15 protein-coding genes are annotated in these 16223 nt (G+C 47.2%); 9 read left to right on the plus strand and 6 right to left on the minus strand.

The annotated features are described in order from the left end of the window. Positions 1-131: 131 nt before the first annotated feature. Positions 132-725 (plus strand): M48 family metalloprotease, encoded by a 594-nt coding sequence (locus tag L2082_RS13545; RefSeq protein WP_446011853.1) that lies wholly within the window; start codon positions 132-134, stop codon positions 723-725. A gap of 245 nt (positions 726-970) precedes the next feature. Continuing rightward, the gene (locus L2082_RS13550) at positions 971-1966 is read left to right on the plus strand and encodes an Rpn family recombination-promoting nuclease/putative transposase (RefSeq protein WP_446009577.1); all 996 of its coding nucleotides are present in this window, start codon (positions 971-973) and stop codon (positions 1964-1966) included. A 156-nt stretch (positions 1967-2122) separates the two neighbouring features. Here the strand turns inward: L2082_RS13550 and acs are convergent, their stop codons facing one another. Further along, positions 2123-4105 carry an acetate--CoA ligase gene (gene acs, locus L2082_RS13555; RefSeq protein ID WP_446009576.1) on the minus strand — a complete coding sequence of 661 codons (1983 nt, stop codon included), beginning with the start codon at positions 4103-4105 and terminating at the stop codon, positions 2123-2125. Positions 4106-4809: 704 nt separating this feature from the next. Between acs and L2082_RS13560 the strand changes: the two genes are divergently transcribed. The 6 genes from L2082_RS13560 (at position 4810) to L2082_RS13585 (ending at position 9878) form a co-directional block, all read left to right on the plus strand. After that, positions 4810-5925 carry an AI-2E family transporter gene (locus L2082_RS13560; protein WP_446009575.1) on the plus strand — a complete coding sequence of 372 codons (1116 nt, stop codon included), beginning with the start codon at positions 4810-4812 and terminating at the stop codon, positions 5923-5925. A 227-nt stretch (positions 5926-6152) separates the two neighbouring features. Further along, positions 6153-6653 (plus strand): C-GCAxxG-C-C family protein, encoded by a 501-nt coding sequence (locus L2082_RS13565; RefSeq protein WP_446011850.1) that lies wholly within the window; start codon positions 6153-6155, stop codon positions 6651-6653. A 19-nt stretch (positions 6654-6672) separates the two neighbouring features. Continuing rightward, positions 6673-7101 carry a hypothetical protein gene (locus tag L2082_RS13570; RefSeq protein WP_446009573.1) on the plus strand — a complete coding sequence of 143 codons (429 nt, stop codon included), beginning with the start codon at positions 6673-6675 and terminating at the stop codon, positions 7099-7101. A gap of 66 nt (positions 7102-7167) precedes the next feature. Beyond that, positions 7168-7590: a methylmalonyl-CoA epimerase gene (mce, locus tag L2082_RS13575; RefSeq protein WP_446011851.1), complete on the plus strand. Its 423-nt coding sequence runs from the start codon at positions 7168-7170 to the stop codon at positions 7588-7590. Positions 7591-7692: 102 nt separating this feature from the next. Next, positions 7693-9225, plus strand: a complete 1533-nt coding sequence (locus L2082_RS13580; protein ID WP_446009571.1) for an acyl-CoA carboxylase subunit beta — start codon at positions 7693-7695, stop codon at positions 9223-9225. Positions 9226-9299: 74 nt separating this feature from the next. Further along, positions 9300-9878 (plus strand): hypothetical protein, encoded by a 579-nt coding sequence (locus tag L2082_RS13585; protein ID WP_446009570.1) that lies wholly within the window; start codon positions 9300-9302, stop codon positions 9876-9878. Here L2082_RS13585 and L2082_RS13590 read toward each other — a convergent pair. The 3 genes from L2082_RS13590 to L2082_RS13600 all read right to left on the minus strand — a co-directional run bounded on the left by L2082_RS13590 (position 9844) and on the right by L2082_RS13600 (position 14926). Next, positions 9844-11988 carry an ATP-binding protein gene (locus L2082_RS13590; RefSeq protein ID WP_446011852.1) on the minus strand — a complete coding sequence of 715 codons (2145 nt, stop codon included), beginning with the start codon at positions 11986-11988 and terminating at the stop codon, positions 9844-9846. The two genes, L2082_RS13585 and L2082_RS13590, sit on opposite strands and share 35 nt — an antisense overlap. A gap of 734 nt (positions 11989-12722) precedes the next feature. Beyond that, positions 12723-14369 (minus strand): fatty acid CoA ligase family protein, encoded by a 1647-nt coding sequence (locus L2082_RS13595; protein WP_446010598.1) that lies wholly within the window; start codon positions 14367-14369, stop codon positions 12723-12725. Between the two features lie 248 nt (positions 14370-14617). Further along, positions 14618-14926 (minus strand): HD domain-containing protein, encoded by a 309-nt coding sequence (locus L2082_RS13600; RefSeq protein WP_446010599.1) that lies wholly within the window; start codon positions 14924-14926, stop codon positions 14618-14620. Between L2082_RS13600 and L2082_RS13605 the strand changes: the two genes are divergently transcribed. Next, positions 14909-15181 (plus strand): hypothetical protein, encoded by a 273-nt coding sequence (locus L2082_RS13605; RefSeq protein WP_446010600.1) that lies wholly within the window; start codon positions 14909-14911, stop codon positions 15179-15181. The genes L2082_RS13600 and L2082_RS13605 overlap by 18 nt on opposite strands. A 161-nt stretch (positions 15182-15342) precedes the next feature. On the opposite strand, the gene L2082_RS13610 is transcribed toward L2082_RS13605, so the two are convergent. Next, on the minus strand, positions 15343-15789 hold the full coding sequence (locus tag L2082_RS13610; RefSeq protein WP_446010601.1) for a type II toxin-antitoxin system VapC family toxin: 447 nt from the start codon (positions 15787-15789) through the stop codon (positions 15343-15345). 6 nt (positions 15790-15795) lie between these two features. Further along, a partial coding sequence (locus L2082_RS13615) for a hypothetical protein (protein ID WP_446010602.1) occupies positions 15796-16223 on the minus strand: 428 nt, incomplete at its 5' end.

The following is a 16223-nucleotide window of genomic DNA, read 5'->3' on the forward strand; positions in this document are numbered from 1 at the left end:
AATCACAGGAATCGGTTTAAAACTCATATCCGTTCCGCTAAACAATCACAGAAGCAGTTAAACAAGCTCAAGGAACAGTGGTATAAGCTTGCTGCCTGAAGCTACTGTGCGAGTTTTGCGGTATTGCGTTTATACCCTATTGTACAGCCTGCGCTCTGGCCCAGTCCCGCATGAGTGAATTCGAGGCTGATGCCCTGTCTGTCCGTCTGGTGTCACGCGAGACTGCTGTGGAATCGCTGACCCTTAACCATGTGCTTGACAGGTATCTGGAGGAGGCGTACTGGCCCGGATTGCTCAGTCTGGCGCAGCAATATCCTGAACCCTTTGTTGATCCTTATAGGGGCATGGCAGAGAATCTTGGTACGCAACTGAATATGAAATGGGCTGAGTACTGGCTGCATCAGGCCATGCGGGTCGAGACCAGAATTGACCTCACCCATCCCTGTCTCAGGGAACGGTTTGAGGCCCTCAAGGCTGCACCTCGCATTGTGCTCACGGAACCTGGGCAGACTGCGGACAGGTTGTTGGGTAATGCGCTTGATCCAATCACAGAGCAGATGGACAAGGAGTGGCAGGACAGCATCCGCTCCTGGTGGACGGAACAGTACAAGAAGGCCCGGAAAAAGCAGGGTCAGCCTGCTGAACAAAAGGCCAGGAACCGGGATCAGAGCATTCAGGTGGAGAGCACCATCAATTTCGGCCAAGAGGTTACAGTCAACGGATGACATGAATGGGGCAACGATCTTGAATGATGAGTTTGAGTTCTAATTTGCTGAACAGAGTATCGTTCCAGCTGATAAGCGGAGAGAGGGTTTGCCTTGTCTCCGCTTTTTTTGTTGGGATAAGACAGGAAATACCGAGTCCTCCTTTCCTGCTGACATTCGACTTGACAAAGCTGCGCCCTCCTTCTACGATGGAGGATGCATCTTTTTCGCAGTTACCCGAAGCTATGAGCAGAAATACCATACATATGAAAACAAACAGGGAAACAGTGCCTCCTTCTGATATGGATAGCGACTGGAAGGACGTGATAGAGGACTTCACTGAAGACTTCTTCCGGTTCTATCTGCCGGAGATGCACCGGAAAATCGACTTTGCCCAAGGCGTGAAGTTTCTGGACAAGGAGCTGAACGAAATTATCAGCGACAGTGACAATGTCAGGCGTGAGGCAGACAGACTGCTCGAAGTACGCCTCAAAGACGGAAGGAAGGAATGGATACTTATTCACATCGAAGTGCAGGGGAGTCGGGAAAGCGGCTTTTCCGAACGGATGTATGTCTACAATTACAGGACGTTCGACAAGTATTGCAGAAAGGTCGTCAGTATTGCTCTGCTTATCGACGGCAGTCCGGGCTTCCGGCCCGACCGTTTCAGGTCAGAGCTGTTCGGCTGCGAAGTCAGGTTCACCTACCCAGTGATCAAATTGCTGGACTTTGACCACCCTGAACTTGAAAAAGCAGACAACCTGTTTGCGGTCATCACCAGGGTGCAGCTGGCTAAGATCAAGTCTGAAAACGACCCGGATAAACGCTACAGCTTCAGATTGGATCTGACCAAAGAACTGTATAGCAGGGAATACAGCAAGGAACAGATTATCAGACTGTACCGTTTTATAGATTATGTGCTGAAACTGCCTGAACCCGAAGCGTTACAATTCAACAAGGAAATGAAACTGTTTGAGGAGGCACAAACTATGCCCTATATGTCAACGATAGAAAGAATGGCGAGAGAAAAAGGACTGCTTCAGGGAATCCAGCAGGGAATGAGCGAAGGAGTTGAGCAGGGACGTACCAGAGGGCAACTGGAAAAGGCCCAGGAAGCTGTGCTGGAAGTACTGGAGGTTCGTTTTGGCAATGTTCCTTTTGCCATGAAAGAAGAAATCATCCGCTGTAATGACCTGAGCAGGCTGAACAAGGCGCACCGTCATGCCCTGCTGATTGCGGTGGTTGATGAGTTTAAGTTGTAGATTGATCTTAACAAAATAATCTCCGCCGCTCCCAATCCTCTGAACTGAAACCAAAAAAGCCCAAGGGAAGAACTTCTCCCTCGGGCTTTTTCATGCACGTCTCATTGCTCATTTCCCGCCCCCAAAAAGGAACGGGAAAACAGTTATGAAACCCTTTTACATGCCCTTTCTCCCTTCAACCAGGTGATCCACAACAGAAGGATCAGCCAGGGTAGAGGTATCACCGAAGTTATCAAAATCGTCAGCTGCAATCTTACGCAGGATACGACGCATGATCTTACCAGAACGGGTCTTGGGCAGGCCTGGTGCCCACATGATCACCTCAGGGGTAGCAATGGGTCCGATCTCAGTCCGGACATGCTTGCGCAATTCAGCGATCAGCTCGTCAGACTCCGCAACAGAAGACATCAGGGTAACATAGGCAAAGATGGTTTGGCCTTTGACCGGATGCGGCATCCCAACAACAGCAGCCTCGGCCACTGCGGCATGGGAAACCAGTGCAGACTCAATCTCAGCAGTACCCAGACGGTGACCGGATACATTGATAACGTCATCCAGACGACCCATGATCCAGAAACAGCCGTCCTCATCCTGACGCGCACCATCTTCTGGATCATAGGTGTTATCATAGCGGCTGAAATAGGTCTTCTTGAAACGTTCCGGGTTTTTGTAGACACCACGTAACATTCCTGGCCACGGCTTACGGATAACCAGGTGACCACCTTCATTCGGTGCAGCTTCGTTACCATCTTCGTCATAGATTGCCGCATCAATACCAGGCAGCGGATAGGTAGCTGAACCAGGCTTCAGGGTGGTTGCATACGGCAACGGTGAAATCATGATACCACCGGTCTCTGTCTGCCACCAGGTATCCACGATAGGCAGTTTCTCTTTACCGATATTTACATGATACCACATCCATGCTTCTGGATTGATGGGCTCACCAACAGAACCAAGAACACGGAGACTGGAAAGATCATGCTTTTGAATCGGCTCTTCGCCTTCCCGCATCAGAGCACGGATAACCGTCGGGGCAGTGTAAAAGGTGTTAACTTTAAATTTTTCAACAATCTTCCAGAAGCGATCCGGTCCTGGATAGGAAGGAACACCTTCAAACATAAGAGAAGTAGCACCCAGCCCCAGCGGCCCATAAAGGATATAGGTATGGCCGGTGATCCAACCGATATCAGCGGTACACCAGTAGACATCATCATCTTTCAGGTCAAAAACCCACTGACAGGTATGCATAGCATAGGTCAGGTAACCACCAGTGGTGTGAACAACCCCCTTAGGAGTACCGGTAGAACCAGAGGTATAGAGGATGAACAGGATGTCTTCCGCATCCATAGACTCTGGCTCGCACTCACTGCTGATATCTTCGGCAGCTACTTCTTCGTGCCACCAGCTATCGCGACCTTCCTGCATGGTGATATCATTACCAGCCCGCTCAACAACGATACAGCTTTCAACACTGTCACTGCCTTCCATCGCCTTATCTGCATTGGGCTTCAGCGGGATAACTTTGCCTGAACGGAGCACAGCATCAGCTGTCACCAGTACCTTGGCTTCACAGTCCTGAATTCGACTCTGCAGAGCTACTGCGGAAAAACCTGCAAAGACAACAGAGTGGATCGCACCAATACGGGCACAGGCCAGCAGGGCAATAGACAACTCAGGGATCATAGGCAGGTAAATGGAGACACGGTCGCCCTTTTTTACGCCTTTTTTCTTCAGCACGTTGGCGAAACGGCAGACCTCAGTATGCAGCATCTGATAGGTGTAGACCTTGACGTCCTCTTCCGGCTCACCCTGCCAAATGATAGCAGCTTTATTGCGGCGACCATTGGTGAGGTGACGATCCAGGCAATTCACCGACATATTCAGCTTACCACCCTTAAACCACTCAATCTCAGGCTTGCTGAAATCATATTCCAGCACTTTATCCCATTTCTTATCCCAGGTAACCAGCTCTTCGGCCCGATCAGCCCAAAAACCTTCAGGATCTTCCATGGAGCGTTTATAAGCAGTCTTATATTCATCCATTGATTTAACGTGAGCCTGATCTTGTCCTTCAACCGGAGGAGCAAAAGTTACACCTTCCTGAAGCAGGCTTACAATTTTGTCTTCATTTTTAGCCATAATATTCTCTCCTTACAAAAACGAATTGTTGGTTCACATAATTAAAAATACTATCGTGTCATTTTAAAAGAGATTAGTCAATACTTTTAAACATTGAAAAGAAAAAGCTCTTAATTTTTTCAAACCAGCCTTTTTTTGGGGTACATGCTTTAAACATACATTTGGTAGTTAGCTATATATTTTCAATATGTTACTCTATAAAAAGCCTGGTGAGATACAAGAATAAACTTAGTATTCCCTTGTAATTAAAACATTTTTTGCGTATAAAACAAAAATCATCCCAAATCAACCATGAGAGATTATGCATTAAGGAAAAAGAAGCAAAACAAGAAGACCTGTTGACTTTGGTAAAAAATTTGTTTTGCTTCTCATTTGTCCGGCACGTAATTGTCACAAATTACAGTTTCGTTATTATCTTAAAAAATACTTCCATTTTGTATAATTCTGAATTTCAAAATACGCTAAACTCTCCAATGCCAATTCATCGGCAGTCCATCGGAAACCATGAAAATAAAGTAACAGAATAAAGGCTGACTTTACTACAGGGATCATTTTGTTGCAAGACACGGGTATAGACTAAAAACATTGACAAGTTACAGGGAATTGAGCATAGTTAAATTTCTCTCCCAAAAGAACCCAACTGTCTCATTCTCAGATAACCTGATAATGCTTTCTTTACGGTGAAACCGAAAAGGCGGTCAAAGATGATCAAACATCCTCATGTCAACAAGATAATACTTCTGATCATGGTAACAGCAATCTCAGCCCTGTTCCTGACCATGATTCGGCAATTTCTTATGGCAATCTTCATGGCCGGACTCTTTTCCGCCATGACAATTCCTACACACAGGTGGCTCACTCCACGCCTGAATAACCGAGAAAATCTGGCATCTATCCTCGTTATCGTTGCCATTGTCTGTCTCATTCTGATTCCTCTGGCCCTTCTCATCGGCGTAGTCATCAGCCAGGCTGTCCATGTGAGCCAGTCAGTGACCCCGTGGATAGAATCCTTTGTGGAAGAACCAGGGGCACTTTCTAAATATATCAGTAAAATACCTCATCACGAAATCTTTCTGCCCTACCGGGATATGATCCTGCAAAAGGCTGGTGAAGTTGTCGGCATTGTCTCCAATCTGATCATTAACTCCCTTACATCCCTAACCAAGATAACGATCAACGCCCTGTTTAATATTGTGATCATGCTCTATGTGATGTTTTATTTTTTGAGTACCGGAGAAATTCTGTTGAGAAAGATTTTATATTACCTCCCCATGTCACATGAAGATGAAGAACGCCTTCTCCTGCGCTTCACTTCCATAACCGGCGCAACCATGAAATCGACCTTTATTATCGGGATACTGCAAGGAGGAATCTGCGGGTTTGCCTTTTTTCTGGCAGGCATCCAGGGGGCTGTTTTCTGGGGAACCATCATGGCTATTCTCTCTATTATACCGGCTGTGGGCACAGCTGTGGTATGGGTACCGGCCCTGATTATCCTTGCAATAGGTGGTGATTTTTCCGGCGTTATTCTGCTTGCTGTTATCTGCGGTGCTGTTGCAGGAAATCTGGACAACCTGATCCGTCCCCGTTTAGTGGGCAAAGATACTGAAATGCATGATCTCTTTGTCCTGTTCGGTACTCTTGGTGGCATAGCCTTGTTTGGTGTTCTCGGCATCATTATCGGACCGATTATTTCCGGGCTTTTTATAACCATTTGGGAAATTTATGGTGATGCCTTTCATGAGTATCTTCCTGAAGTCGGTTCACTGGGTACAGAGCAGGCAAAAACAACAGATGAACAAGTTCCGCCTGAAGAATAAAAAACTTCTTTGAGTTTATTGACCGATACATGTTAAGATGGCTAAGTGTGGGACTGTCTCCATTCCTTTCCCTCAAGAAGAAACGACTATCAGCAACAGATACTCGCAGGATCCTCACTCCACCTTTGGTTTGAAATGATACAACTCTCCCTTAACAGAGAGAAGTTTGCAATAACTCCCATTCCGCCCTCTCAGGAACGGGACAATATAAAAGGAGCAAAAAAGAAATGGAACAGGATAAGCAACAGAAAGAACGAGAAGAAACAGCAGACAAAGCCGCTCAACTTTTTGCAGATGGCTTTCATTGCAGCCAAGCCGTCCTCTGTGCCTGCGCAGAACTCTTCAGAGACGAGCCACCATCACCAGAAGTTGTTGCAGCTATGGCCCCCTTTGCTGGTGGCATGGGGAGTAGTGGGCAGACCTGCGGAGCCCTGTCCGGTGCCTTGGCAACAATCGGCTTTACTCTGGGAAAAACAACGCCTCAGCAGGAAAATCATAAACAAATGTGTAGTGTCAGCTATGCAATGGTGCAAAAATTTGCCCAAATCACAGAACCGTACGGCAGTACTCAATGCTCTGATATTGCCCAGCTAGATTGGAAAGACAAAGAGGCTGTACAAAATTTCCGAACAAATCCAGACAGCACCCGAAAAAATTGTGTACGCGTTGTCCGGGAAACCAGTAATGTCCTTTATGACCTGATCACAGATAAACTCCAGGAAAGCTAATGCACAAGGGGGAGGAGTTATGAAGAAAGTACGAAAAAAAATTCCACATGTAAGGAGCCTATGGGGTGCAGGAATATTGTCGCTGTTGCTGCTATCACTGAATGCCTGCGGCCCATTGTATAAGACAGAGTACATGCTGGAACCACCAACAACCCAGCAGGGGCAACTCTGTATTATGCAATGTAAGCAGAACAGAACTGAATGCAAAAACGACGTTAAAGCTGCCAGGAAAGATTGCCAACATCGCAACGAGATAGCAAGCATTAAACTGGAGAACTGCATTAAATCCAGGGAAATGACCTGTTACGACAACCGAACCCCTTGCCCTCCCCCAAACTTTGAACAGTGCAATAAAGAACATCGCTATTGCTATCAATCCTGTGGTGGCAAGGTGATTCCACAGGTGACCTGTATTGACTCCTGGGGTTGGGGACTCGGGTGCAACTAAATACAAATCTGGGAGAGGGAAAACACTTCCCCTCTCCTGAAATGAGCTCCAAATGAGTTTCCATATATGCTAAAAAAAATAGACCATATAGGAATAGCTGTTCACTCCATTACTGATGCCCGCGCCTTTTACGAGCAGGCTCTTGGCCTGCATTGCAAGCGCATTGAAGAAGTTCCTTCCCAACAGGTGCGTACGGCTTTTTTTTCTCTCGGCGAAACAAAAATTGAATTACTTGAACCTATGGGTGAGAACAGCCCCATAGCAAAATTCCTGGAACGCCAGGGTGAAGGAGTCCATCATATTGCCTACCACAGCGATAATACAGCAGCGCAACTGGAACAAGCTGCGCAAGCCGGTTGCCAACTCATCAACCCGACACCAATCCCTGGGGCTGGTGGCAAACAGATAGGCTTTCTCCACCCAAAATCCACCCACGGCGTGCTAACCGAGATATGCTCAACTCCGCAATGTTCGAAGCAACCCAAATAACACCCATCGCTCCTTTTGGGGGAGGGGGCAACAAAAGATGAAATTTGATTGGGTGCCCCAAGGGGCACCCGGTATTTTCTATACTCTCTACTCTTCAATATTATGCAGGATATTATAGACCAACTTGACGCAAAACGTGAGGCAACCCGCCTTGGCGGAGGTCAGAAGCGGATTGATAAACAACACGCCAAAGGAAAGCTGACCGCTCGTGAACGCATTGAACTGTTTCTTGATCCAGGCAGCTTCGAAGAATGGGATATGTTCGTCGAACATCGGTGTGTGGATTTTGGCATGGCAGATCAAAAAATCCCTGGAGATGGGGTGGTCACTGGCTATGGAACCGTATGTGGGCGACTTGTGTTTGTCTATAGCCAGGATTTTACCGTATTTGGCGGCTCGTTATCAGCAGCACATGCGGAAAAAATCTGTAAAATCATGGACCATGCCATCAAAGTTGGTGCCCCGGTCATTGGCCTGAACGATTCTGGTGGAGCACGCATTCAGGAAGGTGTTGATGCCTTGGCCGGATATGCAGATATATTTCAGCGCAACGTAATGGCTTCCGGAGTAATCCCACAGATATCCATGATCATGGGTCCCTGTGCTGGTGGTGCTGTCTATTCTCCGGCAATGACGGACTTCATCTTTATGGTGAAAAACACCTCATATATGTTTGTTACTGGACCGGATGTGGTTAAAACCGTCACCCATGAAAGCGTAACAGCGGAAGAGCTGGGTGGAGCTGCCACCCATACAGGCCGCTCCGGGGTGGCTGATCTGGCCTTTGATAACGGTGCGGAAGCCTTGCTGATGCTGAGAAGGTTTGTTAATTTCCTTCCCTCCAATAACCGGGAGGCACCACCGGTCTGGCCCTGCAATGATACTCCCGAGCGCACCGAATTTTCTCTGGACAGCCTGATTCCAGACGATCCCAATAAACCCTATGACATAAAGGAACTCATCACCAAGGTGGTGGATGAGCATGATTTCTTCGAGATCCAGCCCGACTTTGCCGCTAATATCATCATTGGTCTGGCTCGAATGCAAGGCTCTACAGTAGGAATCGTTGCCAATCAACCCATGGTGCTGGCAGGTTGTCTTGATATCTCCTCATCACGTAAGGCGGCCCGCTTTGTTCGCTTCTGCGATGCCTTTAATATTCCGATTATTACCTTTGTAGACGTTCCCGGCTTTCTCCCAGGCACCTCTCAGGAATACGGCGGCATTATCAAACACGGCGCCAAACTGCTCTACGCCTATGCTGAAGCAACAGTACCTAAAATCACCCTCATCACCCGCAAGGCCTATGGCGGGGCCTATGACGTGATGAGTTCCAAGCATCTGCGGGGCGATGTTAATTTTGCCTGGCCCAGTGCTGAAATCGCTGTCATGGGTCCTAAGGGTGCTGTTGAAATTATTTTTCGGGCCGATAGTCAAGACGAAGAAATGGTCAAAAAGCGGACAGCAGAGTACACAGCCCGGTTTGCCAACCCCTTTGTTGCAGGTAGTCGTGGCTTTATTGATGATGTTATCATGCCACATCATACCCGCACCCGGATCTGCCGCTCTCTGGCCATGCTTCGCAATAAAAGACTGGAGAACCCCTGGCGTAAACACGGCAATATTCCGTTATAATACATCATAACAGAGTGCCCCTCCCTTGTTTAAAAGAGAGGGCAACCATAGACCAGCAAGGAACAGCAACCAGCATGAAGATATTACGCGTTTTTTTTCCTCTCATTAGCGGAGGCGCAATCCTCCTTTTGCTGTCTGGCTGCGCCGAAACAGGCCAGACTGCTCGCAACCTTTGGGGAAATGTAACTGACTTCAAGGACGAACTTACCCACCTCAAGGTTTGGGAAAAAACAAAAGGCTATAAAGGAATAACCTATTCTCCCACTGAAAAAGTAGTGCCCACCTTTCAGGAACACCAGGTTCCAGTGACCTGCCGGGTCTTTGCCCATCTGCTTGTCCATATTCCTGAAGGATTCACAGGTCAAGGCATTGCCCAGGCAGTTGAAGCAGAAGCTATGGAACGGGGAGCAGATATGTTGCTGCTCGGCGGAACACGGTTGGCCAATAATAACCAGGGGCCTGCATTTTCCTACTACGGTCCTGCACAACCCTATAAATGCCGGGACCACTGGAGCGGTTGGAAATTCGCCTATGATGATCTGGTGAATCAGGGAGAATGGGTGGCAATGGGCTATGATGAATGGGGAAACCAGGATGCCCTGTTCAACGCTCCCCTTATCATACAGGCAGCCTTTCTTCGTTGCCCGAATTAAAACTCTTGTCCATCCACTTCATCAGGGTTGCAAAGACCTCATCTTCATTAAGAGGCTTGCCAATATGATCATTCATGCCAGCTTCCCTGCTTTTTGCAATATCACTTTTCATGACATTGGCTGTCATGGCAATAACAGGCAGATTATTAAACTCTAGCTGCTGGCGAATTTCCCGGCAGGCCGTATATCCATCCATAACTGGCATCTGGATATCCATGAGTACGCAGTCAACAGGTTTACTGCTGAGAAAATCCAAGGCTTCCCTGCCATTCCCTGCATGGAAAACAACAAGGTTTTTACGGCGAAGTAAGATGGTTGCCAATTCCTGGTTAAAGATATTATCCTCCACCAAAAGCACTCTCTTTCCCTCCAGCCCGGATATGCTGTTTGTTCCCCCTGCTCTCTTTTCAGGCAGTTTTTGACCATTCCCGGCCTCCAGTTCCAGGGTAAAAGAAAAACAAGAGCCTTTTCCCGGCTCACTGGTTACTGAAATATCTCCTCCCATCATATTTACCAGTTTTTTACAGATGGCCAACCCTAAACCACTGCCTTCATACTGACGGGTGATATCATTATCCAGCTGAGTAAAGGATTGAAAAAGACGCTTTTGTTCTTCACTGCTCATGCCAATCCCAGTATCCTGAACAGAAAATCCCAACCACACGCGTCCTTCCTGCTGCCCAGTCAAACGGACATTGACATCAATATGCCCCTCTGGGGTAAACTTGACAGCATTATTTCCAAGATTAATCAAGACCTGACCCAGGCGCAAGGGATCTCCTTGAAGAACATGAGGTATCTCTTCAGAACAGCTTATATGCAAACCCAGTCTCTTTTCATCTGCTTTAATTTGAAGAGTATCTGCAAGATGATTCAGCACCTCCTGTAAACAAAAATCACTTATTTCCAGTTTCATCTTGCCAGCTTCTATTCTTGATAAGTCAAGGATATCATTTATTATGCCAAGCAATAACCTGGAAGAGATATTCACCTTTGAGATGAGATTATGTTGTTCCGGTGTTAAACCGGTTTCAAGGGCAAGTTGCGACATTCCGATAATGGTATTCATGGGAGTCCGGATTTCATGGCTCATATTGGCCAGAAAAACAGATTTGGCATGGGTTGCTGCTTCAGCAACTTCTTTGGCCTTAATAAGCTCCAAAGCCTTGCGCTGTTCCTGTTCAATCTTTTTATGGGCAGTGACATCAATCCTCAGTTCAAGCTTCCCTGGTTTACCATCCTGTAAAATGATAGGCGTCGCCATAACATCAAAAAACTGATCGTTATAGGTCAGCTCATAGCGTACCGTCTCTTGCTCCTCTGTAACCTGCTCAACAGAACAGGTCACACAGGGTGTATCACGGGCATGAATAGACTCATAGCATGTCATCCCGGATTTACAGGAAAACCAATGATCCATTGTGCTGTTTGCATAGCGAACCTGATACGTTGTGTCAATAATATAAAGACCGATCCCAATCCTGTCTATGGTGTCCAGAATCGTACTTTTCTGCTGTTCACTTTGGATCAACGTACCAATTGTTTTCCTGACAATTCGATACATACCAAGAATGATCGCAACCCCAACAAGCCAAATTGCAAAAAAAGCGCATGAAAGTTTGTTAAAATTCGTATAAAATAATGAAAAATGTTCTTCCAAAGGAATAGAAATACTGATTCCCCCTCTGATACCACCAACCTTTTCTTCCTCCCCTGTGTGACACCGTAAACACTTTTTCTTCATACGAACAGGACGCATAAAGCGAAGAAAATATGTATCCTCTATCTTGGTCAGTTTAATATACTCCTCACTGCCCTGTTCAAAAGAGCGAAGTGCCTCCTCTTCCCAGGGACTTGGTTTATTATCCGAGCGCAGGGGATTCAGGCTTGTCAAATGTCCCTGAATAGCTGTGTTCTCCTGCCCATCCTCATAAAACTGCCTGAACATATAGGCTGGATTAACAAGGGTGTAGTCCTGTCCACCGATCGTTACATCACGATGCTCAAGATTAAGATAAGGGTTGGGTTCAGTTTCCTTAGACACCGGCACATAGGCCCCTCCGTGAAAAACATTCCATGCCCGGTACAAAATATCCTTTTTCCAGAACATTCTCGCGTTGTTTTCAGCCAGCAGAACTATGGTATTCTTTAAATGCCACCTGTTCCAACACAGCAAAACAACAAACAACAGAGTCCACCCCACAAGCAAGAGGATTAACACACGCCTGAAGGATTTCTTGTTATCAGAAAATTTACGCATAATATATTCTAGTTACGCCCTGTTACCTTCTCTATGTACATCTGGGCAAATCATTGTATATGATAGTATCGAGTCTCGTTTGAGCTGCTCAATCAATTTTTCAATTTTTTTATGCTTCCACTTTGGAGTATTGGATGCCCATAAACAGCAAAAAAAGGTTAACAAGTACAATTAAATATTCAAGTAAAATACTTACTCTGTAAACCGCTTAAAAAAAACTCAAGGATGCCGAGTAAGTCTAATTATCTTTAAAAGCAATTAGCATGCCGAACAGAAGATATTCACAAACCAGCTGACAAAGCCAAAGCAACAGTATTCGTACCACATCAAGATATCAGCAGGAATTCTTGCTTATAACTGTATCAGCGAATATGTTTCTCGGACATAAAAAAAAGAAGCTTCAAGGGAGGGACGGGTATTTTTTACCCAAAACAACAGAACAAAATTAAAGTTTTTGGCTCGTTAAACATAAAGGGCAACAGGGAATATTTTACCCGCTTATGACGGGCAGACATACAGATCTTCTCCTACAGCCCTATAATGCAAACAAACTCCAGCGCAGAGCCTCTGCGCTCTGGCTATTTTCAGAGCCCTTGGCGGCAATCCATCCGTTGCTGAACCCAGACAGCCAGCTTTTCCCTGAAAATTTTGGCATTATGACGAATATCCACAGGAAAGACCGCAAAGATCATAAAGGTCTTAATCCTGCTGGTCAGAAGATTGGCACGGGCCAGTTCACGCAGTTCCGCGCAAAGACGCTCTTCATCCCTGGCCTTTTTGGCGTATAATTCCACGGTCAACACAGGCTCCTGTTTACCCGGCTCGCCCAGACCAACCAAGGCAGAACGAAAGACCTCGGGATGCTCGTTAAAGATAGCCTCACAGCAGATAGTGTACATGGGGCCATTCTCAGTCAGGACCCGATGAGCCTTACGACCGCAGAACCAAAGTCGCCCCTGATCATCCTGATAACCCATATCGCCCATGCGGTGCCATAAGCCGCCACCTTCTGCATCAGGGATTTTAGCCATCCGGGTTTCCTCTTCATTATGATCATAGGCTGGCGTCACCACTGGCCCTTTGACCGCAATTTCACCGATGGTGCTTGTTGGCAAGACATCAGCCTCATTCCAATCAGCCAGTGGACCATCAACCGGCCTGATAATTTCCACCCGCATCCCTGGCAAGGGACGCCCAACGCAAGTGCCCTTGCCCACTCGGGTCTCTTTCCAGGTCTCCTTGAGGATCTCACGACCTGTGATAGAGGTGGAAGGCAAACTTTCTGTAGCACCGTAAGGGGTGTAAATCTCACCGTCCTTGGGCATGATCTGCTGCACCCGCTCGATTAACTCACCCGGTACCGGGGCACCGGCCATGAGGATCTTGCGGACTGGCAGGGTAATCTGCTGATCAATGCAGTAGCGGCTGACCACGTTCCAGATGGCAGGCGAACCAAAAGAATAGCTCACCTGCTTATCCTGAATGGAACGGATAAACCTGGCCGGGTCCACCTCTGCCGGACGGGTGGGATCCATATCCGGGATCACTGCTGCTGCACCCAGGGCTGTGGCAAAAAGGCCAAACAGGGGAAAACCCGGCTGATCAATATCCTCTGCGCCAATACCGTAATAATCACGGATCTGTTGGAGCTGATGATAAAAAATGCCGTGGGTGTACTGGACCCCCTTGGGCGGGCCAGTGGAACCGGTGGTGAAAATAATCGCAGCCAGCTCGTCTTCTTTAGTATTCACTGCTGTGAATTCCGGGCTGGCCTTGCTGGCTGCTCCTTTCATAGAGATGCCGCAGATACCCAACAAATTCGGACCAACGCAGAAGCGCCGTTCCACCGTGGCAAAGGGCTGGCGAAAGAGGCGGGAAAAGAGATGAACCGGCGGAATGGCGAGCAGTACCTTGGGTTGAACCGAGCCAATACAACGGAGCAGATTCTTATAGCCCATGCCCGGATCAATAAGAATCACCACCGCACCCAGCTGAAACAGGGCATAGGTCAAGCAGATAAATTCCATAGAAGGCCGTACCATGAGCATGACCCGATCACCACGCTGAACCCCCTTGTTGTGCAGGGCATTTGCAAAGCGATTGCTGTTGGCCAGTACTTCCTGAAAGGTCCATTGCTGGTACTTGCCTTTTTTGCCGGTTACCAGGGCAACAGCCTCTTTTTGTTCCGCAGCGGCCTTGTGCAGGGCTGCGCCTATGTTGCAGTTGTTCATAATTTCTTTTCGTTCTCACTTTGTTGAAGCAGAAGATCAAAATCAGACATATACAGTCGATCCTGAATGATTCTGGTGTAGTTTTTTTTCATCAGCGGCAGTTATCCCAAAATTTCAGATAACTGATTTTCTATCCAACCCAATCGACAGCAAATACACCCAGGGTGTTACCCTGGGCTGGTTACATACAGCCCCGTTGGGGCATAATGCTGTGCCGATCAGATTTACATCCCATATCCTTTCTCCTCTCATTGGTATAGCAAACCAGAGGAAAGCTGCTCAATTTTGCGCCTAAGATTTACTCGGGCCTGCTCTTCGTACTGCTCTGAAAAACAGGCTGTTGTGTATATTTTCTCTCGTTCCAGAAAGCTCTTGAGTACCTGCACACGCCCTTGTCGGAATTGTTGCTCTGGAACCCAGGCGTACTCACGACGAATATCAGCATCGTATTGCTCAAACAGATGGGACTGCGTACCCAAGGTACCCAAGATACTGAGATCAATATCTGCCATGAGGGCGGTATCGGCATCATGAGGCTTATGGATTTTGGTGACCATGATCAGCTGGGCTATTCGGTCTATAATCGCCTGCTTGACGTTGGATGCTCTAAGAAAGCTGGCTGCCCACTCTGCGCTTTGCTCTTCGTTGTCTTGCCTGCGGGTGTCATAGATGGCGTCGTGAAACCAAAGTGCGATTGCAATCTCCGCTGGATGGGTTGCTTGGATGGCGGAGAGGTTGTAACAGGGTCAGACAGTCAGCAATATATTTATCCGTGTGATAATGACGGCCCGGTTCAGTATAGACTTGTTTAAGTTTATCGAAAATGGAAAAAGAGGATTGGGCTCCTATTTGAGTTAAGCTGTGGGTGAGGTTGGCTTGGTGAAACATGGCAGTCCATATGAACTATGTAGGTCTTGATTGAGTAAAACGAAATCAGACAATTCGGGGAATGCGTTGTCCGCTTTTGTTACTTTCAAGCAGATCCACGCTCCTTTGCCCAGTTCTCCCAAATAAATGCATCAGGGAGGTTCCCCATGTGTTTATCGTTTGCTACCAGAGTCATACAGTGACATTTCGCTGTTGCGGCGATAAGCAGGTCCATATCCGGGATCGTTTTCCCATGCCTGCTCAGTTCAGCTTTCGTTTCTCCGTATATTTCCCAAACTCTCCGGGTTACAGGAACTGGGGGGACAGCGGAGATCAGCATCTCCAGCCTCTGACGATTGTATTCCTTTTTCCGTGAACGTTCGACTCCGTAAAGAAGCTCTCCGACAGAGACTTCACTCATGTAAACCACATCATTCCGAATCCCGTTGAACGCCTCTGCGGTATTCCGTTCTTCTGCGGAGCGTCTGGATTCAGGAGCACCCCATCCATTCATCAGGTAAATGCAGTGATTCGTGTCAAAAAGATAAGCCATGGTATTTCACAGTTCAGGGGAGTCTGTATTCATGCGGGATTTTCTGATAATTTCCGTCAGTTCCTCGGAAGCTCCCGGCTCATATCGTTTCGGCATAAGATTAAGTCTCCGCCTCTGTTCTTCATGTGTGATTATCGGCAATGGCACACCTTCACCAGAGATTTTGCTCGTTTTTGTGTCTGTTATTATCACACGTATGCGGGTTTCGGGCGGAATACGATAATGTTTTATTTTCTCGGGAAAGTCTCTCACCTTTGTTATGATTTCCATCTGTCCCTCCTGTTTGCTTTTATGCGACGGCGATATAGGGAGCATTCCCAAAAAGTAGGTCAAACCACACTTGCTGCCTTGAGGGAAAAAATATGCTCTCTCAGCATGTTCCATCGACCAGCTTTGTAATGCGCCCGTAAATACAACATGGCCTCCGCTGTTTC

The organism is Candidatus Electrothrix sp. (genome assembly GCF_052785085.1).